We start from the raw sequence: 19,048 nt of genomic DNA, 5'->3' as shown, positions 1-19,048 counted from the left end.
AGGAGGCACCCGTGCACGACCTCGACCTCAGCTACCCCGATGCCGAGCGGCTGCCGCTCGTCGATCATCTGCACGGCCAAGCGATCCCCGATCCGTACCGCTGGCTGGAAGACGCGACCACGCCGCAGACGAAGGCGTGGCAAGAGATCCAGGACCAGCTCTGGCTGAACCACGCGACCACGCTCCCCGGGCGGTACAAGTTCCGCAACCGGGTCCGAGCACTGTCGAGCGTGGGTTCCGTCTCCACCCCCGTCTGGCGAGGTGACCGCTGCTTCGTCGTCCGCCGCTCCGCCGCGCAGGAACATCCGGTCCTGTACGTCGACGACGCGGTCCTTCTCGACCCCCAGCAACTCGACCCGACCGGCCGCACCACCCTCGACAGCTGGCAGCCGTCTCCCGACGGATCCCTGCTCGCTTTCCAGATCTCCCGAGGTGGCGACGAGCAGTCGATCCTGCACGTGCTCGACGTCGCCACCGGCGCGGTCGTCGACGGCCCGATCGATGGCTGTCGCTACTCCCCCGTCGCCTGGTTGCCGGACGGGAAGGCCTTCTATTACGTGCGATTCCGCCAAGTGCTACGTCACGAGCTCGGCCGGTCCGACGACGAGCGGGTACTTCCGGGCGAAGCGGCGTACGGGCTGGATCTCAGTGCCGACGGCCGCTGGCTGACGATCTCGGCGGCTCGTGGGACCGCGAACGATCTCTGGCTCGCCGATCTCACCTCGGACCGTCCGCCGGCTGTCGTCCAGCAGGGCGTCGACGCGATCACAGTGATGTCGGTCAGCCGCGAGGGCCGCCTGTACGTCGTGACGACCCGTGACGCGCCGACCGGCAAGATCTGCGTCGGCGACCCCGAGGATCCGACCGTCTGGCGCGACTACGTTCCGGCTGATCCGGATGCTCCGCTCAGCAGCCTCGCGATCCTCGACAAGGTGGTGCTCGTCGGGCGGACCCGGAACGCGGTCGGTGAGATCGCGATCCACGACCTGGTCACCGGTCGGTACCTGGATGACGTCCCGTTGCCCGGCGTCGGCTCGGTCGGCTCGTTGGCCAGCCGCCCGGAGGGCGACAACCAGGTCTGGTTCTCCTACACCGACAGCGTCACGCCGTCAGCCGTCTACCAGTACGACGTGACGTCGCACCAGACGACGCTGTGGTCGCCACCACCGGGTGCGATCGGAGTCGCTGACGCGGAGTCGTGGCAGGTCGACTTCACCTCTCCGGACGGTACCGAGCTGCAACTGCTCGTCGTCGGCAAGCCGGGTGAGCACGGCCCGCGGCCCGCGATCCTCTATGGATATGGGGGTTTCGGGCAGTCGTTGACCCCGACGTACTCGGCCTTCGCGCTCGCCTGGGTGGCGGCCGGCGGCATCTTCGTCACGGCGACCCTGCGCGGTGGTGGTGAGCGCGGCAATGACTGGCACAAGGCCGGCATGCTCGACCGGAAGCAGAACGTCTTCGACGACTACCTCGCCGCCGCCGAAGCCCTGATCGCCGGGGGCTGGACCACTCCCGACCAACTGGCCCTCTGCGGCGAATCCAACGGCGGACTCCTGGTCGGTGCCGCCATCGCCCAACGCCCCGAGCTCTTCGCCGCCGCGGTCCTCTCCGCGCCGCTGCTCGACATGGTCCGCTACGAACACTCCGGCCTCGGCGCAAGCTGGGTTCCCGAGTTCGGCTCAGCTTCCGACCCGACTCACTTGGCCAATCTGCTGTCTTACTCCCCGTACCACCGAGTGCGGCCCGGCGTTAAGTACCCCGCCGTCCTCTTCACCGTCTTCGGCGGCGACACCCGCGTAGACCCCTTGCACGCCAGGAAGATGTGCGCCGCCCTCCAACACGCCACCGAAGGCGACAACCCCGTCCTCCTCCGCCACGACCAAGACACCGGCCACGCCGCCGGCTCCGCCAGCAAAGGCATCGCCCTAGCCGCCGACATGCTCGCCTTCCTAGCCCACCACACCGGTTTGATCCAATGACGACGCCCGCCAGCTTTGGTGCTGTCGCCCGGCATGGGGGATGGTGGCTGCCGGTGATCGCCGTCACCGCGCTGGCCGGTAGTGGGGTGGCTCTTGCTTTGCCTTCTGTGCTTGGGCATTCGGTGGACGCGATTGTTGCTGGTGACAACTACGGCAAGTGGTTCAGCATCGCGGCAGCACTCATCACCACCGGCATCATCTGCAGCTTGATCGACGCCTTCGCCGGTACGGCGTGTGTCGCCGGTACCACCGCCTGGCTCCGCCACAGCCTCGTCAGCCAGGTCGTCAACGGCGGCCCGGAAGGCACCCGCGAATTCGACCCCGGCGACCTCGTCAGCCGCGTCTCCGGCAACGCCTCCGACGCCGCCCAAGCAGGTCCAGCCGCCGTCACCACCGTCGCCGCCACGGCACCCCCGATCGGCAGCCTCGTCCTCCTCGCCCTCATCGACCCCTGGCTCGCCGTCGCCTTCTTCGGCGGCGTCGTCCTCGTCATTGGCGTCCTCTTCGTCTTCGCCCGCCGGACCGCAGAGCTCAGCCTGGCCTACCAGGAAACCCAGGGCCGCATCTCCGCCCTCCTCACCGAAGCAGTGGCTGGCCTCCGCACCATCGCCTCCGCCGGCACCACAGCCCGCGAAGAGCGCCGTATCCTCGGCTTCCTCCCAGATCTGCACAAGCACGGCCTCGAGACCTGGAAGGTCCTCGCGCGCTCCAGCGCCCAGGCCGCCATCGTCGGCCCGCTCGTCCTGGTCGCCGTCCTGGCCGTCGGCGGCCTTCAACTCGTCGACGGCCGCATCACCGCAGGCGAACTCTTCGCCGCCAGCCAGTACGCCGTACTCGGCGCAGGACTCGGCAGCCTCACCGGCGTCATCGGCGAGATCGCCCGAGCCCGCGCCGGCATCCAACGCGCAGCCGAAGTCTTCGCCATCACGCCCGTCGCCCACGGCCTGCTCGCGCTACCACCCGGCCCCGGCCGGCTGACCTTCGACGGCGTCACCGTCTTCGGCGAGGAATCGGCCCTGCTGCAAGATGTCCACCTCGACCTCCCCGGCGGCGCGACCGTCGCCGTCGTCGGCCCCAGCGGCGCCGGCAAATCCATCTTGGCCGGCCTGGCCGCCCGCCTCCGCGACCCCCATTTCGGGCAGGTCCTGCTGGACGGCGTACCGCTGCAAGCCCTCAACCGCCAAGCTCTCCGTACTGCGGTCGGCTGCGCCTTCGAGCGCCCGACCCTGGTCGGCACGACTGTCGGCGACGCCATCTCCCACGACGCCGTCGGCCCAGTCCGGACGCTGGCCGCGGCCCGCGCCACCCACGCGCACGACTTCGTCAGCCGCCTCCCCGAGGGCTACTTCACTCCGTTGCCCAAGGCCCCTATGTCGGGTGGCGAGCGCCAACGCCTCGGGCTTGCCCGGGCCTGGCCCGCAAGCCGCCTGCTGGTGCTGGACGACGCGACCTCGAGCCTCGACACCGCGACCGAGATGCAGATCAGCAAAACCCTCACCGAGGACCGGCATCGCCGGACCCGCCTGATCGTCACGCACCGGACCGCGACCGCCGCCCGCGCCGACCTCGTCGTCTGGCTCGACAACGGTCAGGTCCGCGCGGTCGACACCCACCAGGAGCTCTGGCAGCACGCCGCCTACCGCGAGGTCTTCGGATGAGGCGTGAACTCCGCTACGGCGCCGCCGCCCTCCGCAAGCGATCCACCATCAAGCTCGCGCTCTGGTCGATCCCCGACATCCTCCCGACCGCCGTCTACGGCGTCGCGGTCGCCCACGCCACCGACAACTTCCTCGACGGCCGTGCCTGGCAAGGGATCGCCTGGCTCGGCGGCCTGATCGTGGCGGCCTGCTTCGGCGCCGCCGGCTCCCACCAGGTCTACGGCCGCCTCGGCCACCTGGTCGAGCCGCTGCGAGACGACCTGGTACGCCGCGTCGTCGGTGGCGCCCTGCGCACCGGCGACGAGGCAGCGGTGGCCCGACTGAACCGTCAGGTCGAGATCGTCCGCGACACCTTCGCCGGCCTCGTGCTCGTGATCCGCAACTTCGCCGTCACGCTGCTCGGAGTACTGGTCGGTCTCTTGTCGTTGGCGCCTTTGGTCGCGGCATTTGTCGTACCGCCGTTCCTGGTTGGTTTTGTGTTGTCGCTGGGAGTGCTCGGGATGGCTGCTGATCGGGTGCGGGCCTCGTTGCAGGCCGATGAGGAGTTGGCGACGGCGGCCGGGATGACGTTCAGCGGCGTACGGGACATCACGGCCACGGGGGCTGAAGAGTTCGCGGAAGCCCTGGTGGGGAAGCCGATCGAGGCACAGGCGGCTGCCGAACGGTCCCTTGCGAAGGTGGCTGCACTGCGGACGTTGTGCTTCGCGGTGGGCGGTTGGGCGCCGCTGCTGATCCTGATGGCGGCAGGTCCGTGGCTGGTCGGTCGTGGGATCAGTACCGGCACGCTGCTCGGAGGGCTCACCTATGTGCTCGTCGGCCTGCAGCCCGCCCTGAGCACGGTGATGGGTGCGCTTGGCGAGAGCGGGCTGCGGTATGTCATCACGCTCGGCCGCATCCTCGATTCGGCGGCGCCGACGCCCGAGCCCCGGCCGGTCGATGAGGTGAACGGGTACCAGCTTCACCTGCGTGGGTTGACCTTCGCCTATGGGCCGTCCGCGGATCCCGTGCTCGACGGGCTCGACCTGACGGTGGCCGAGGGCGAGCACCTGGCTGTGGTGGGGCCGAGCGGTATCGGCAAGTCCACTCTGGCCGGGCTCGTGTGCGGCATGCTCGCGCCGACGAGTGGCCGGCTGTCGCTCGGCGGCGTACCGCCCAGCGAAGTACCGGTCGAGCGGTTGGCCGCGACGCGGGTGCTGATTCCGCAAGAGGCGTACGTCTTCAGCGGACCGTTAATGGAGAACCTCACCTATCTGCTGCCGGACGCGACGATCTCCGAGGTCATGCAAGCCGTTGAGGCCATTGGCGCCGAGCGGCTGGTCGAACGACTCGGCGGCTTCGGTGCGCGGGTACGACCGGGCGAACTGTCTCCGGGCGAACGGCAGTTGATCGCGCTCGCTCGCGCGTATCTGTCCCCTGCTCCGCTGGTCGTTCTCGATGAGGCGACCTGTTTCCTCGACCCAGAGGCTGAGCGGCGCGCGGAGGAGGCCTTCGCCAAGCGCGGCGGCACGTTGATCGTGATCGCGCACCGGATCAGCTCGGCCTTGCGCGCTCGCCGCATCCTCGTCCTGGACGGCAACAAAGCCGCGATCGGCACCCACCAGACGCTGATGCGAACCTCACCCCTCTACCGCGAACTCCTCGGCCACTGGCAACCGCAACTCCAGGGCAGCCAACTCCGGCGGGATCAGATCCAGCCCGCGTCCTGAGCCTTGCGGATCGCCTCGATCCGGGACCGTGCACCGGTCTTCGCGAGGATGCGGGACAAGTAGTTCCGTACTGTGCCCGCGCTCAGACTCAGCGTCCGCGCGATCTCCTGCGCGGTCGCGCCGGTCGTCACCTGCCGCAGCACTTCGCACTCGCGGTCGGTGAGCGGGTTGTCCCCCGCCTTGAGCGCGGCGACCGCCAGCCGGACGTCGACGACAGGCAGCCCCTTGGCGACGTCGCGCACCGCCTCGACCAACTGGTCGGTGGACGAGTCCGTCGCGATCAGCCCGATCCGCGGCGCCTGCTTGACCAGCGCGAGGCTGGTCGCGGCGATCGCCTCGTGGTCGATCAGCACCAGCACGCCGCGGCCGGTCAGCTTGCGGCACAGGTCCTCGATCCCGACCTTGCCGGGCAGTTGCGGATCGAGCAGCACCACATGCGGCCGCCGGCCGATCGCGACCATCACCTCGTCCGAGGACTCCACCTCGGCCACCACGTCCAGGTCGTTCTCTCGGGACAGCACCGCGGCCAGTGCACCTCGCACCATCGTGCCGCGGTGCCCGAGGACTACTCGGATCACCGCACGCCCCCATCATCGATTGCCTCAGCACGGCACCGCCCAGGCGTTGGCCAGGTCCCGTCCTTGGGTCAACGAGCGAACTCCACCGAGGGCACGGGTGAATCCGCTCCGATGCCTGAAGCAAGCGCTTGTCCACAGGCTGAGAAGACACGCCTGAAACAGATCTGTTTCAGGCGGGAAACCGTTCTGTTGTTGGGCTTTCGGGATCTTCGGACTCGGCGAAATCTTGTGCGGATCCGGTCATCCCTCTTGCGCTCGGCCGCTGCTTCGAGCACGATGGGCCGGTCACGTCGTTACCGATGCGTGATCATTCGGACGCTGTCTCGTGATCTGCCCGGATGACCGTCCCCTGCACCCCGGAAGGGAGTGGTACCTCACCAGACTGCGGAGCCCGGTACGGCCGCCCTCGTAAGCGGCCGGCGATCCGAGCCGACGCACCCAGGTGACGTTTCCACCTTCACCCGCTCCGGCTGCACTTGCCCGGAGGACGGGTTCTCGGGGCAAGTGCGCACGCGGCTGAATCATCCGGGCAAGAAGAAACTCACCATGCCCACAGCTCATGAGGAGCACACCCCTGATGTCCAAAGCTCGACATGCCCGCCCCCGGCGAAGTACCCGCCGGGTAGTCCGGACCCTCTCGATCGCCGGCCTCGGTGCCGGGATCACCGCCGCTGGAGCGGGTGGCGCGTTCGCCGCCGACTACAAGGTGAAGGCCGGTGACACGCTGTCGGAGATCGCCCAGGCCAACGGCGCCGACTGGCACCAGCTCGCCAAGCTCAACAACCTGAAGAACCCGGACCTGATCCTGATCGGTCAGACCCTCAAGCTCGACGGCGTGACCGCGACCGCCGTCCGGCAGACCGAGAAGAAGCGGGTCACCCACAAGACCCGGACGGTCAAGAAGTCCACGGTCCACAAGAAGATCCACAAGGCTCGCCCGACCCGCTCGAACGATCGCCCCTCGACCGGCGGCGGCAACGCGAACCTCAGTGGCGCCTGGGCCAAGGTGGCCAACTGTGAGTCCAGCGGCAACCCCAAGGCCGTGAACCCGGCGGGCTACTACGGCCTGTTCCAGTTCGACCTGCAGACCTGGCGCAGCGTCGGCGGCACCGGCAACCCGACCAAGGCGTCTGCGGCCGAGCAGCTCATGCGAGCGAAGAAGCTCTACGCCCAGCGTGGCGCCTCCCCGTGGCCGGTCTGCGGGAAGTACCTGCGCTGACCTGAGCACTGCGGCCCGCGGGCAGACCCCCAAACCCTCGCCCGCGGCCGCAGTCCTTACTTGTTGAGCACCAACATCTGGTCGGCGCCGACCTGGAACTCGTACGGCACCTTGCGGATCTCGGATCGGACCGGCAAGGCAGCACGGAGCTCCTGCATGAATGGCACCGGCTCGCCGGCGCCCTGCTGAACCAACGGGAAGATCCGCACCTCGGAGCGGCTGACGCGGACGAGTTCCTTCAACGCCGCGAGATGCCACTCGAAGCCGTAGGTTTCGGCCCAGGTGAAGAGCAGATGCGAGCACAGCACCAGGTCGAACCGCCCGTCCTCGAACGGCAACTCCGGCAGACTGCCCGCGACATACCGATCGGGCGCCGTCGTCACGTCCTGCAGGAAGCGATCCGCGGCTTCGATCCGCAGGTCGTCCTTGCGGCCAGGATCGCCGTACCAGTGCCAGACGAAGCTGGCCGCGTGCTGGTCGACGATCTGCGCGCCTTGCGGCAGGCTGCGGCGTACCGTGTCGACAAGTTCCGGCGTCGGCAGCTCGTACGCCTGGTCGACCGCGACGGCGTCGACGCCCCGAGCGGCCGCTTCGGCGGTGAAGCTCGAGCCACCCGCGCAGCAGTCCAGGATCGAATCGGGCAACTCGGTCAAGTCGAACATCGCCTCGTACTCGGCGTACGAGCGAGATGTCACCAACACGTGGGCACTACCTCTCAACTGGGCGTCTGCTGAGCCGGCGGTCGAGGAAGGTAGCCCCGGCTGCCAGAGCGAGGAACAGTAGCGCGACGAACAGACAGTTCACCAAGACCCGGCCGTAGCCATGCAGGTCGACGTCGATGAACGGGTACGGATAGAAGCCCGTGCCCTCGCCGCGGATCAGCGTGAATGCCACCCAGAGCAGCGGATACACGATCGACCACGCCACGATCCGGCCGTCGGTCTGCCCGCGCGGGCCGGCCAGCAACCATCCCAGTACGCCCAGCACCGGGGTGACCGTGTGGATGATGAAGTTCGCGACCCAGGCCCAGCCGGACAGGCTGTCGCTGCCGGCGAGCACCAGGTGGTACACGATGCCGGTGACCGCGATGCAGAGCACGCCGTTGAGCCGGACCGTCTTGAACAGCGTGCCTTCGCGGCGCAGCCCGAGGGCCAGCAGCAGGCAGGTCCCGCCGAGCAAGAGGTTGGACTGGATCGTGAAGTAGGCGAAGACATTGAGGACCCGCTCGGGATTCTCTTTGTAGAAGCCATCACCGTTCGACGTTCCCGTGACGAGCAGCTGGATCAGGACACCGAAGAAGACGGCGAGCGCTGTGACTCCGGACCAGATTCGCATGGTGGCAATGTACGGCCTGCGGGTGGGTCTGACGGGGAGGTCGCACCGCTGTAGCTGAACGAGACGAAGCCGTCGATCACCAGCACGATCGTCCACGTCCAGGCCGGGCCGAGCAGCGCGTCGTACCCCTTGCCGGACAGCAGGCCGAGGGCGATCATCACGCCGACTCCGACGACGTACGCGAGCACATGGTGGTACCAGCCGGAACGCTCGTGCCGCGCCTTCTCGCGGGTCCCCTTCTCCAGCTTGGGCGGCCGGGGCGCACCGGCGAACTTGTACGCCGCCCAACCGTCCGCCCACTTCAGGCTCCGGTGGCCGAAGCCGACGCTGACCCCGATGAAGATCGCGGCCAGCGAGTGCTTGAACGCCGGCTCCCCACCGGACCGGATGTCGATCACGCTGGCGACCAGCATCACCACATCCACCAGCGGGACCATCGCGAGCAGCACGATGCCCAGCCGCGGCAGGCGCAGCAGGTAGCGGGTCGTCATCCCGGCGGCGAGCAGGACCCAGAAGCCGATCTCACACCCGGCGATCACAGCGAGCAGCACCAGGACTCACCCCTCTGTTTATTTCATACGCTTGTGTTTATACAAACGACTCTAACACGGCTGTGCTAAAAAGGGCAGATGCCGAAGATCGTCGACCACGACACCCGCCGCGAGGAGATCGCCCAAGCGCTCTGGCGGGTGGTCCGCCGCGACGGCATCCGCGCCGCCTCGGTGCGCTCCGTCGCCGCCGAGGCCGGCTGGTCCGCCGGCGCCGTCCGCTACTACTTCCCGGACCAGGCGGGCCTGATCACCTTCGCGATGGACCTGGTCTCCCGCCGGGTCGGCGACCGGATCAGAGCGCTCGACACGACCGGCCCCCCGACCGAGGTCGCGCTGCGCTTCCTGGAGGAGGTGATCCCACTCGACCCCGAACGGCAGGCCGAGTTCGACATCTGGCTCTCCTTCATCGCCCAGGCGCAAGCCGAGTCCGGCGCCGGCGGACTGCGCGACGTCCTCGCCCCCGTCCACCAAGGCCTCCGTGACCTCTGCGCCTCCCTGCTCAACTCCCTGTCCGAGGCTGGAGTCCTCCGCCCGGACCTACGCCTCGACCTGGAGACCGACCGCCTCCACGCCCTCATCGACGGCCTCTCCCTACACGCCGCCGTAGACCCCACCGCCAGCACCCCCGACCGGGTGCGCGAGATCCTCCACAGACACCTGGTAGAACTCCAGCCGTGACCGCCTTCATCGAACGCCACGGCCCACGCGACGACCTCGACTGGTTCCAGGAGTACCTGGACGACCTGGACCCACTCGAGCGGCAGATCGGGGCGCTGCGGACCCGGCCCCAGCACGTGAAGCTCGTGCTGACCGACGTCGCCAAGGAGCTGGGCCTGCGTCACCTGCTCAGCCCGAACGACGAGCGACTGACCGATCTCTTCGAGCTGTACGTCCGCAGCGGCGCCGCCACCCTGGCCAGGCAAGCGGCCGGCCCCGGCACCTTCACGGTCACTCTCGCCGGCCAGGAGCTGCAGCTCGACCGAGCCGTCGAGCGACGCAGTCCCGGTTTCCTGGAGAAGCTCGCCGTGCTGGGAGCCGCAGCACTCGACGACCAGCAATCGCTGGAGCTCACCGCCGCCGGCCTCGGCAACTCGACGGTGTTGCACGCCTTCCACGCGCTCGTCACCGGCGATCCGCATGCGGGCGAGCTGCTGCGGTCGGCGATCGAGGAGCTCGACCACGACCACGCGTTGCTCGGTCCGTGGAACGAGCACATCGACCTGCCGTTGCTGAAGCTCGCCCAGGCGCTGCTCGACGGAGGCTTCGAGGAGCAGCTCGCCGCAACGCTCCGGTCGCACCGGCACTGGTACGAGAACTGCGAGGCGAACCCGGGCGAGCCCAACGCGCGAGACCCACTCGGTTTCATCGCGCTCGGCCCGCTCTGCCTGGCGGCCCTGGCCCGGCAACGCGGGATCGCCTTCGCCGTCAGGTCGGAGTACCTGCCGGATCGTCTCGTTGGGTGATCGGCCGGGTGCCGAGAAGATTCGCCGAACCCTGACTAAAAGGTTGTCCTGCGTGGCACGATCCTCTGCATGGAGACCGAGGGGGTGATCGTCGTCAGCGGAATCATGGCGGCAGGGAAATCCACTGTCTCCCAACTGCTCGCCGAACGATTCCAGTACGGCGTCCATCTGCACGGTGATGTCTTCCGCCGGATGATCGTCAGCGGCCGGGCCTCGGCCGCGACCGACAACGGCGAGGAAGCGCAGAAGCAACTCAGGCTGCGCTACCGGATCGCCTGCCAAGTGGCTGACAGCTATGCGCAGGGCGGCTTCACGGTGGTGCTCGAGGACGTCGTGATCGGCGAGCTGTTGCGGGAGTTCCTCGACGGCGTCGAGACCCGCCCGCGCTATCTGGTCGTTCTCACTCCGCGCCCCGACGTGATCCACGACCGGCTCGGCTACGGGCACGAGCACTCGGTCGACGAGCTCGACTACGAGCTGCACGCCTTCAGCCCGCGCCGCGGTCTCTGGCTGGACAACTCCGACCTCTCCCCGCACGAGACCGTCGACGCCATCCTCGGCCGGCTCGACGAGGCCAAGTTCGAGTAGTCGCCGTGGCTACTCCAGAGTAGTTTGGCTGGATGGCGACCGTGCGGCGTACTTCGTGCAACCTGTGTGAGGCCATCTGCGGTGTGCTCGTGACCGTCGAGAGCGGCCGCGTCACCGACATCCGCGGCGACGAGGCGGATCCACTCTCCCGCGGACACATCTGCCCGAAGGCCGTCGCGCTGCGCGACCTCCAGGAGGACCCAGATCGCCTCACCCAGCCGGTACGACGTACTGCCACCGGCTGGCAGGAGCTCGGCTGGGACGAGGCGTACTCGCTGGTCGCCACTCGACTGCGCGAGGTGCAGAAGGCAGCCGGCCGGAACTCGATCGGCGTGTACCTCGGCAACCCGAACGTGCACAGCGTCGGCGCTCTGACGCACATGCCTGCCGTGGTCCGGCTCTTGAAGACCCGCAACCGGTTCAGCGCGACGTCGGTCGACCAGCTGCCGCACATGCTCGCGGTCCACCTGCTCTACGGGCATCAGCTGATGGTCCCGGTGGCCGACATCGACCGGACGTCGTACCTGCTGATGCTCGGCGCGAATCCGCTCGCGTCCAACGGCAGCATGATGACGGCGCCCGGCTTCGGGCGGCGGCTCAAGGAGGTACAGAAGCGCGGTGGCCGGGTCGTGGTGATCGATCCACGCCGGACCGAGACGGCGGCGGTCGCGGACGAACATCAGTTCGTGAGGCCTGGTACGGACGTGGCTTTTCTGCTTGCGCTGATTCACGTCATCCTGGCTGACGGGACTGTCTCGGTAGCGCCGTACGTCGATGGGTTGTCGACTGTCGAAGAGGTGACGCGGGAGTGGACGCCGGAGCGGGCGGCCTCGGTGACGGGGATCGCGGCGGCGGACATCCGGCGGCTGGCGCGGGAGTTCGCGGCTGCCGACAAGGCTGCTTGCTACGGGCGGCTCGGGGTGTCGACGCAGCAGTTCGGGGCGATCTGCCAATGGGCCGTGCAGGTGCTCAACATCATCACCGGCAATCTCGATCGGCCGGGTGGGTCGATGTTTCCGCGGCCGGCCGTCGACACGTTGCGCGGGATCGGGCGGGGGCATATCGGCGCGTGGACGAGCCGGGTGCGGTCGCTGCCGGAGTTCGGTGGCGAGTTGCCGGCGTCGGCGATGGCCGAGGAGATCTTGACGCCGGGCGACGGGCAGATCCGGGCGATGGTGACGATCGCGGGCAACCCGGTCTTGTCGACCCCCAACGGACGGCGGCTGGACGAGGCGTTGCCGACGCTCGACTTCATGGTGTCGGTCGATCCGTACATCAACGAGACGACCCGGCATGCCGACGTGATCCTGCCGCCGACGCCGCCACTCGAACGGGAACACTACGACCTGGCTTTCCACCAACTCGCAGTACGGAACACTGCGCGCTGGAACGACGCGGTGCTGCCGCGGCCGGCTGAGTCCCGGCATGATTGGGAGATCTTCCGGGGGCTGGGGCTTGCCCTGTTGGGCCCGGTCGGCCGGAGCCGCAAGAAGCTCATCACCTCCCTGCGGCTGCGCCTGTCTCCGCGCCGGATCGTTGACCTGGGCCTGCGGATCGGCCCGTACCGGCTGTCCGTCCGCAAGTTGCGCAAGTCCGTCGGCGGCGTGGACCTCGGGCCGCTGCAGCCCGCATTGCCAGGACGCCTTTACACCAAGTCGAAGCGGATCGACCTGGCCCAGCCGATGATCCTCGACGATCTCCCTCGTGCCTTCACCACGCTCTTCGCGAGCACCCCGGACGACGGGCTGCTGCTGATCGGCCGTCGTCACCTTCGCAGCAACAACTCGTGGATGCACAACTCAGCTCGCCTGGTGAAGGGCAAGCCACGCCACCAGCTCCTGATGAACCCGTCCGACCTGCTCGCCCGTGAGCTGACGGACGGCCAGCTCGTCGACATCACCTCGGCAGCCGGTACCGTCTCGGTAGAAGTTGCCTCCAGCAACGACATGATGCCCGGCGTGGTCAGCCTTCCCCACGGCTTCGGTCACGGCCGCCCCGGCGCGCAGCTCTCTGTCGCCAACCTGGTCGCGGGCGCGAGCGCGAACGACATCACCGACCCGGCCTTCACCGACCCCATCGCGGGCACGGCGGCCCTGAACGGCGTACCGGTGAAAGTCACCGCCAGCCACTGACTAAGCAGGCCGCGGCCCCGAGCTGCCCCTGACGACGAGCGCGGGCGTCGAATACAAATGTGACTGGGGCAGGGCGCCGTCGAGCAGGTCGAACAGGCGGTGGGCTACTTCGGCGCCATAGGCGACGATGTTGTGGCTCATCGCGGTCAGCGTCGGATGGGTCAGCCGGCACAGCGTCGAGTCGTCCCAGGCGACCAGCGTGACGTCGTCCGGCGAACGCAGCCCGAGCTCGTTCACCACCGACAGCCCGGCCACTGCCATCAGGTCGTTGTCGTAGATGATCGCCGTCGGCCTGCCCTTGCTGGCCATCAGCTCCCGCGTCGCGGCCGCGCCCTCCTCGCCGGAGAAGTCGGTGTGCACGACCCGCTCCTCCAGCCCCAGTCGCCGGCTCACCGCGGCGAACGCCTGGTCGCGGATCCACACATGACCGTGCCCAGGTGGCCCGGCCACCCGGGCGATCGACCGATGACCGAGCGACGCGACATGCTCGACGGCGGCGTACATCGCCGTCGTACCGTCGGTCCACACGCACGCCAACCCGTCCGCGAGAGCCGGATCCCCGACCAGCACCGCGGGCAGTTCGAGCTTGCGCAGCAACGGGATCCGCGGATCGTCGACCCGCAGATCGACGACGAGCACCCCGTCCACCCGGCGCTCGGCGGCCCACTTGCGGTAGGTCGCCATCTCGTCGGCCAGGTCAGGTACGACCTGCAGGGCGAGCGCGTACGACCGATCGCTCAGCACGGACTCCACGCCACCGACGAAGCCCATGTAGAACGGTTCCTCACTCAGGGTCTTGGCGGTCCGCGCCAGGACCAGCCCGAAGGTCTCACTGCGCGCGGCCGACAACTGCCGCGCCGCCCGGTTGGGCACCCACTCCAGTTCCTCGGCAACCTTGAGCACACGAGCCCGGGTGGCCTCACTGACCCCCGGCTGGTTGTTCAGCGCGTACGACACCGCGCCCTTGGAGACGCCGGCCCGTCGGGCAATCTCCTTGATCGTGATTCGGGGCACGATGGCCTCCTTCGAACGGGCGGTCCGAACCGTGACGGGCGGTCCGGTAGGCCCCCATTCTGCGACCCCCGTGTACTCCCTGTCTCCAGGTAAACGCTCTCCACCACCCAGAGCAACCCCCCGATCGAACATTCACGATCTGAACACGGAAGGTAGCCGGTCGACTACACAGCTTTCCGCTCTTCTTGAGGGGCTTTGGGTAAGCGCTTGCCTTCAGGTGGTGAAGGCGGCTCGACTGGTGGTTATGGGGTGGTCGGGGCGGGGAAGGCTGGGATAGGCTGCGGCGAGTTACTTAACCGGTTCGGCTAGTCCAGTCCGGGGGCTCTCATGGGCAGCGGGAGACCCCGAAGACGAGGAGAGAAAAACATGGTCGCAGTGGACAATCTGTCCCTACAGCTCTACACGGTCCGCTACAAGCTGGAGGAGGACTTCGACGCCACGCTCGCCCGGATCGCCGAGATCGGGTACCGCAAGGTCGAGCCCTTCGGTGTCGTCGGCCTGGCCGACCAGCTGGCCGAGGCGCTGCCCAAGTACGGTCTGTCGGCCCCCACCACGCACGCCGGTCTGCTCCGCGAGGAGACCGGCCCGATCTTCGAGGTGGCCAAGAAGCTCGGCATCGGCACCGTCATCGACCCGTACGTCGATCCCGCCCGGTGGCAGTCCGCGGACGACATCCTGGCGACGGCCGCGGCGCTGAACGAGGCCGCCAAGGTGGCCGCCGACCACGGCATCACCGTCGGGTACCACAACCACCACTTCGAGCTGGAGTCGGTGATCGACGGAGTGCACGGCCTGGAGATCCTGGCCGACAACCTGTCCGACGAGGTCATCCTCGAGGTCGACACCTACTGGGCCGCGGTCGGCGGCGCCGACGTACCGGCTCTGCTCGGCCGGCTCGGCGACCGGGTGAAGGCGCTGCACGTCAAGGACGGCGACGGCACCCTGAACAACAAGGCGCAGGTCGCGGTCGGCGCCGGCTCCATCGCCGTCACCGACATCCTCAAGGCATCGCCGGGCACGCTGCGCGTCGTCGAGCTCGACGATTTCGAGGGCGACATCTTCGACGCGGTCTCCGGCAGCTTCACCTACCTCACCGGGGAGGACGTTGCATGAGTTCAGTCGGTGTAGGGGTGATCGGCGCCGGGGTGATCTCCGACGCCTACATCAAGAGCATGCAGAGCTTCCCCGACCTCAAGGTGGTCGCGATCGGCGACCTGCGCCCGGAGGCCGCGGCGGCGAAGGCAGCGGAGTACGGGATCGAGGCCCACGGCGGTCCCGAGGCCGTGCTCAGCCACCCCGACGTGGAGATCGTGGTCAACCTGACCATCCCGATCGCGCACGTCGAGGTCGCCCTGGCAGCCGTTGCCGCAGGCAAGCATGTGTGGAGCGAGAAGCCGTTCTCGCTCGACCAGGAGAGCGGCCTCAAGCTGCTCGCCACCGCATCCGACGCGGGGCTCCGGCTGGGTTGCGCGCCCGACACGATCCTCGGGCCGGGACTGCAGCAGTCGCGCCGGATCATCGAGCGCGGCGACATCGGTCAGCCGCTCACCGCGCTGACGCTGATGCAGTCCCCCGGTCCGGAGTCCTGGCACCCGAACCCCGCTTTCCTCTTCCAGGAAGGCGCGGGGCCGCTGTGGGACATCGGCCCGTACTACCTGACGACGCTCGTCCAGCTCTTCGGACCGGTCGCGGCGGTCGCTGGGATCGGGTCGAAGTCGCGGGAGAAGCGCACGATCGGATCGGGGCCGCTGGAGGGTCAGCAGTTCGACGTGACGGTGCCGACGCATGTCAGCGCGATCGCGCGGTTCGAGTCGGGGCAGTCGTCGCAGAGCATCTTCAGCTTCGACTCGCCGTTGTCGCGCAGTGGGTTCGTGGAGGTCACGGGCACCGAGGCGACGCTCGCCGTACCGGACCCGAATAGGTTCGACGGTGAGATCAAGATCCGTCGCCGGGATGCCGAGGACTGGGAGGTCCTGGAGACCACCGAGGCGACGGCCGAGCGCGGTACCGGCGTACTGGAGATGGCGCGCGCGATCCGCGAGGACCGTCCGCACCGGGCCACCGGGGCGCTCGCGTTCCACGTCGTCGACGTGATGTCCTCCATCACCGAGTCGATCGACACCGGCTCCTTCGTCGACGTCACCAGCACCGTCGAGGTCCCACCCGTCCTGCCGGACGACTGGGACGTGCAGGCCTCGACCATCTGATGACGAAGGCATTTCTGGACCCCCGGCGGACCATCGTGTTCGCCGGGGACTCCGTCACCGACTGCGGCCGCCGGGACGACCCGGCCGGCCTCGGCGACGGCTACGTGAAGAACCTGTACGCCGCGTTCGGCCCCGATCGCCCGCGGATCGTCAACGTCGGCATCTCCGGCAACCGGGCGGTCGATCTCGTGGCGCGCTGGCAGACCGACGTGCTCGCGCACGAGCCGGATGTCGTGTCGATCCTGGTCGGCATCAACGACACCTGGCGCCGGTACGACGAGGACGACCCGACCTCGGCCGAGTCCTTCGAGCGCTCGTACCGCGCGCTGCTGGACGGGTTGCAGGCCGAACTCGTCCTGGTCGAGCCGTTTCTCCTGCCGGTCAAGGAAGAGCAGCACGCGTGGCGCGAGGACCTCGACCCCAAGATCGAGGTGGTCCGGCGCCTCGCGGCGGAGTACGGCGCGATCCTGGTTCCGGCCGACGTCGAGTTCAACCGCCAAGCGGCCACGGTCGGCGGTACCACCCTCGCCGACGACGGCGTCCATCCGACCGGAGCCGGCCACCAACTCCTGGCCGATCTCTGGCGCCGGACCGTGCTGGCGCAGTAGATGGAGCTGATCTGGAAGACATCGGCCGTGACCGTGTCGTTCTCGCTCGAGGACGGCCCGGTCCGGCTGCTGTCGATCTCCCCCGGGCCCGCCGGTGAGAACTCCGGCCAACCGCTCGTCGAGATCTCCGCGTTAGGCCATGGCCGGTCACCCGCGACTCTGCGGCACGTCGGAACCCACCTCGGTCGACAGCTCCGGTACCACTCACACGACTCCGACGCCGACCAGCTCCGCATCGTCCAGGTCGAGCCGAGCACCGGCCTGCAGGTGACGAGTGTCTTCAAGGCCTCCGAGGGCGTCGCCGGTTTCCAGACCTGGACCGAGGCGACCCTGACCGGGCCCGGCGAGCTGGAGCTGGACTTCCTGTCCACCGCCGTACTACGCACTGGCGCGCCGGACCAGCTCGAATTGGTTGCCGGAGTCAACGACTGGATGGCGGAGAACCGGTGGACCCGGCGTCCGCTGCGAGAACTCCTGCCGGACATCCAGCGCGACCCGCACCACCCCGAGTCGAGGGGCCGTCACGCCGTCACCGCCTCCAACTCCTGGTCCACTGGTGAGGTCCTGCCCACCGGCGTACTGGTGTCACCCGATGCCGCGCTCGGCTGGCAGATTGAGCACAACGGCCCATGGCACTACGAGCTCGGCGACACGCGGTACGGCGGATACCTGCTGCTCAGCGGCCCGACTGACCAAGAGCACCAGTGGACCGTCACGGTGTCGGCGGACAAGCCGTTTCGCACCGTGCCGGCCTCGATCGTCACCGCCACCGGGCACGACCAGGCCTTCGCCGCGCTGACCCGGCAACGGCGAGCCATCCGGCCTGCCGACGACCGCCGGCCGGTGATCTTCAACGACTACATGAACACGCTGATGGGCGATCCGACCACCGAGAAGCTGCTGCCCCTGATCGATGCGGCCGCCTCCGTGGGCGCCGACGGCTTCTGCATCGACGCCGGCTGGTACGCCGAGGGAGACTGGTGGAACACCGTCGGCGAGTGGAAGCCTTCCACCACCCGCTTCCCCAACGGGCTCGGCGAGGTCATCGACCGGATCCGCGCGCACGGCATGATCCCCGGGCTCTGGCTGGAGCCCGAGGTGATCGGCATCGATTCCCCGCTGGCTCGTCAACTGCCCGACAGCGCCTTCATCAGCAGGCGTGGTGTCCGGGTCTCTGAAGGCGGTCGCCACCTGCTCGATCTGCGCAGTCCGGCGGCGCGCCGTCATCTCGACGAGACCGTCGACGTGTTGGTCTCGGAGTACGGCATCGGCTTCTTCAAGCTGGACTACAACACGATGACCGGTCCCGGCACGGACTCCGACGGGCAGTCGCTCGGCCAAGGGCTGCTGGAGCACAATCGGGCCCACCTCGACTGGCTTGACGGGATCCAGGCCCGGCATCCCGAGTTGCTGCTGGAGAACTGCGCGTCCGGCGCGATGCGGATGGACTATGCGCTTCTCTCCCGCCTTCACCTGCAGTCGACCTCCGACCAGCAGGACCCGGTCCTGTACGCCCCGATCGCCGCGGCCGCTCCGGCGTCCGTAGTACCGGAGCAGGCCGGCAACTGGGCTTATCCACAGACCGGTACTTCGCCCGAGCGGTTCACCTTCTGCCTGGTCAATGGGATCCTCGGCCGGATGTACCTGTCGGGTTACCTCGACAAGATGACGTCGGCCGAGCTGGACCTGGTCCGTACCGCGATCAGCCGGCATCGACTGGTGCTCGGGGAGCCGCTCACCCCGTTCTGGCCGCTCGGGCTGCCGGGATGGACCGATGAGTGGGTCGTCCTCGGGCTGGCCGGTAAGTCCCGGTCGTACCTGACGATCTGGCATCGCGAGGCCGGGCCGGCCGAGGTCGAGCTGCCGCTCCCGCCGGGCCGAATCGCGGACTTCTTCCCGCTCGCCGCCGACGGTTGGAGCTACCTGTGGCAGGCGGGCGGGCTCAAGGTGTCAACCGACGTTGCCGAGCCGTCCGCGCGGGTCATCACGCTGTTCGCGGACGATTGATCA

Annotated in this window: 17 protein-coding genes; 12 read left to right on the top strand and 5 right to left on the bottom strand. The window is 68.5% G+C overall.

The features are described 5' to 3' along the window. The first annotated feature begins 11 nt into the window (after positions 1 to 11). The 3 genes from ACIA12_RS25865 to ACIA12_RS25855 are packed head-to-tail and all read left to right on the top strand — an operon-like array spanning position 12 to position 5,343. A complete protein-coding gene (locus ACIA12_RS25865) occupies positions 12 to 1,979 on the top strand; it encodes a prolyl oligopeptidase family protein (RefSeq protein ID WP_396369664.1) in 1,968 nt (655 codons plus the stop codon). Further along, on the top strand, positions 1,976 to 3,637 hold the full coding sequence (locus ACIA12_RS25860; RefSeq protein ID WP_396369663.1) for an ABC transporter ATP-binding protein: 1,662 nt from the start codon (positions 1,976 to 1,978) through the stop codon (positions 3,635 to 3,637). Before ACIA12_RS25865 ends, ACIA12_RS25860 begins: the two co-directional genes overlap by 4 nt. Further along, on the top strand, positions 3,634 to 5,343 hold the full coding sequence (locus ACIA12_RS25855; RefSeq protein WP_396369662.1) for an ABC transporter ATP-binding protein: 1,710 nt from the start codon (positions 3,634 to 3,636) through the stop codon (positions 5,341 to 5,343). The genes ACIA12_RS25860 and ACIA12_RS25855 overlap by 4 nt, the downstream gene beginning before the upstream one ends. Here ACIA12_RS25855 and ACIA12_RS25850 read toward each other — a convergent pair. Then, on the bottom strand, positions 5,322 to 5,921 hold the full coding sequence (locus ACIA12_RS25850) for a response regulator transcription factor (protein WP_396369661.1): 600 nt from the start codon (positions 5,919 to 5,921) through the stop codon (positions 5,322 to 5,324). The two genes, ACIA12_RS25855 and ACIA12_RS25850, sit on opposite strands and share 22 nt — an antisense overlap. 577 nt (positions 5,922 to 6,498) lie before the next feature. Between ACIA12_RS25850 and ACIA12_RS25845 the strand changes: the two genes are divergently transcribed. Then, on the top strand, positions 6,499 to 7,140 hold the full coding sequence (locus ACIA12_RS25845) for a transglycosylase family protein (protein WP_396369660.1): 642 nt from the start codon (positions 6,499 to 6,501) through the stop codon (positions 7,138 to 7,140). A gap of 56 nt (positions 7,141 to 7,196) precedes the next feature. Here the strand turns inward: ACIA12_RS25845 and ACIA12_RS25840 are convergent, their stop codons facing one another. From ACIA12_RS25840 to ACIA12_RS25830, 3 genes are read right to left on the bottom strand one after another with little or no spacing between them, the layout of a single operon-like run. Further along, positions 7,197 to 7,841, bottom strand: coding sequence for a class I SAM-dependent methyltransferase (locus tag ACIA12_RS25840; RefSeq protein ID WP_396369659.1), 645 nt, complete (start codon positions 7,839 to 7,841; stop codon positions 7,197 to 7,199). 7 nt (positions 7,842 to 7,848) lie between these two features. Further along, on the bottom strand, positions 7,849 to 8,475 hold the full coding sequence (locus ACIA12_RS25835) for a Pr6Pr family membrane protein (protein ID WP_396369658.1): 627 nt from the start codon (positions 8,473 to 8,475) through the stop codon (positions 7,849 to 7,851). Continuing rightward, complete coding sequence (locus ACIA12_RS25830; RefSeq protein WP_396369657.1) at positions 8,424 to 9,026, bottom strand: 2TM domain-containing protein; 603 nt, start codon at positions 9,024 to 9,026, stop codon at positions 8,424 to 8,426. Before ACIA12_RS25830 ends, ACIA12_RS25835 begins: the two co-directional genes overlap by 52 nt. A gap of 78 nt (positions 9,027 to 9,104) precedes the next feature. On the opposite strand from ACIA12_RS25830, the gene ACIA12_RS25825 reads away from it, so the two are divergent. The 4 genes from ACIA12_RS25825 (at position 9,105) to ACIA12_RS25810 (ending at position 13,209) form a co-directional block, all read left to right on the top strand. Continuing rightward, the gene (locus ACIA12_RS25825) at positions 9,105 to 9,704 is read left to right on the top strand and encodes a TetR/AcrR family transcriptional regulator (RefSeq protein ID WP_396369656.1); all 600 of its coding nucleotides are present in this window, start codon (positions 9,105 to 9,107) and stop codon (positions 9,702 to 9,704) included. Then, entirely contained in the window at positions 9,701 to 10,489 is a 789-nt protein-coding gene (locus ACIA12_RS25820; protein ID WP_396369655.1) for an Imm49 family immunity protein, read from the top strand. The genes ACIA12_RS25825 and ACIA12_RS25820 overlap by 4 nt, the downstream gene beginning before the upstream one ends. Before the next feature lie 69 nt (positions 10,490 to 10,558). Continuing rightward, on the top strand, positions 10,559 to 11,077 hold the full coding sequence (locus ACIA12_RS25815) for an AAA family ATPase (RefSeq protein WP_396369654.1): 519 nt from the start codon (positions 10,559 to 10,561) through the stop codon (positions 11,075 to 11,077). Between the two features lie 32 nt (positions 11,078 to 11,109). Beyond that, on the top strand, positions 11,110 to 13,209 hold the full coding sequence (locus ACIA12_RS25810) for a molybdopterin-dependent oxidoreductase (RefSeq protein WP_396369653.1): 2,100 nt from the start codon (positions 11,110 to 11,112) through the stop codon (positions 13,207 to 13,209). On the opposite strand, the gene ACIA12_RS25805 is transcribed toward ACIA12_RS25810, so the two are convergent. Further along, positions 13,210 to 14,223, bottom strand: coding sequence for a LacI family DNA-binding transcriptional regulator (locus ACIA12_RS25805; protein ID WP_396369652.1), 1,014 nt, complete (start codon positions 14,221 to 14,223; stop codon positions 13,210 to 13,212). It abuts the gene before it with no gap. A 366-nt stretch (positions 14,224 to 14,589) separates the two neighbouring features. Between ACIA12_RS25805 and ACIA12_RS25800 the strand changes: the two genes are divergently transcribed. From ACIA12_RS25800 to ACIA12_RS25785, 4 genes are read left to right on the top strand one after another with little or no spacing between them, the layout of a single operon-like run. Next, positions 14,590 to 15,336, top strand: coding sequence for a sugar phosphate isomerase/epimerase family protein (locus tag ACIA12_RS25800; protein WP_396369651.1), 747 nt, complete (start codon positions 14,590 to 14,592; stop codon positions 15,334 to 15,336). Continuing rightward, entirely contained in the window at positions 15,333 to 16,430 is a 1,098-nt protein-coding gene (locus ACIA12_RS25795) for a Gfo/Idh/MocA family protein (protein WP_396369650.1), read from the top strand. The genes ACIA12_RS25800 and ACIA12_RS25795 overlap by 4 nt, the downstream gene beginning before the upstream one ends. Then, the gene (locus tag ACIA12_RS25790) at positions 16,430 to 17,038 is read left to right on the top strand and encodes an SGNH/GDSL hydrolase family protein (RefSeq protein WP_396369649.1); all 609 of its coding nucleotides are present in this window, start codon (positions 16,430 to 16,432) and stop codon (positions 17,036 to 17,038) included. Before ACIA12_RS25795 ends, ACIA12_RS25790 begins: the two co-directional genes overlap by 1 nt. Beyond that, positions 17,039 to 19,045 (top strand): glycoside hydrolase family 36 protein, encoded by a 2,007-nt coding sequence (locus ACIA12_RS25785; protein ID WP_396369648.1) that lies wholly within the window; start codon positions 17,039 to 17,041, stop codon positions 19,043 to 19,045. It abuts the gene before it with no gap. Positions 19,046 to 19,048: the final 3 nt, after the last annotated feature.

The sequence above is a fragment of the Kribbella sp. NPDC051620 genome (assembly GCF_044453825.1).
GTDB lineage: Bacteria > Actinomycetota > Actinomycetes > Propionibacteriales > Kribbellaceae > Kribbella.
Note: the sequence above shows the minus strand (reverse complement) of the source record. Positions and strands in the feature narration are given on the sequence as shown.

Bases quoted from the DNA above. Each gene is read 5' to 3' on its own strand.
- ACIA12_RS25835 (WP_396369658.1), bottom strand. From the start codon at position 8,475: ATGCGAATCTGGTCCGGAGTCACAGCGCTCGCCGTCTTCTTCGGTGTC.
- ACIA12_RS25860 (WP_396369663.1), top strand. From the start codon at position 1,976: ATGACGACGCCCGCCAGCTTTGGTGCTGTCGCCCGGCATGGGGGATGG.
- ACIA12_RS25855 (WP_396369662.1), top strand. From the start codon at position 3,634: ATGAGGCGTGAACTCCGCTACGGCGCCGCCGCCCTCCGCAAGCGATCC.
- ACIA12_RS25785 (WP_396369648.1), top strand. From the start codon at position 17,039: ATGGAGCTGATCTGGAAGACATCGGCCGTGACCGTGTCGTTCTCGCTC.
- ACIA12_RS25810 (WP_396369653.1), top strand. From the start codon at position 11,110: ATGGCGACCGTGCGGCGTACTTCGTGCAACCTGTGTGAGGCCATCTGC.
- ACIA12_RS25795 (WP_396369650.1), top strand. From the start codon at position 15,333: ATGAGTTCAGTCGGTGTAGGGGTGATCGGCGCCGGGGTGATCTCCGAC.
- ACIA12_RS25800 (WP_396369651.1), top strand. From the start codon at position 14,590: ATGGTCGCAGTGGACAATCTGTCCCTACAGCTCTACACGGTCCGCTAC.
- ACIA12_RS25825 (WP_396369656.1), top strand. From the start codon at position 9,105: ATGCCGAAGATCGTCGACCACGACACCCGCCGCGAGGAGATCGCCCAA.
- ACIA12_RS25845 (WP_396369660.1), top strand. From the start codon at position 6,499: ATGTCCAAAGCTCGACATGCCCGCCCCCGGCGAAGTACCCGCCGGGTA.
- ACIA12_RS25815 (WP_396369654.1), top strand. From the start codon at position 10,559: ATGGAGACCGAGGGGGTGATCGTCGTCAGCGGAATCATGGCGGCAGGG.
- ACIA12_RS25790 (WP_396369649.1), top strand. From the start codon at position 16,430: ATGACGAAGGCATTTCTGGACCCCCGGCGGACCATCGTGTTCGCCGGG.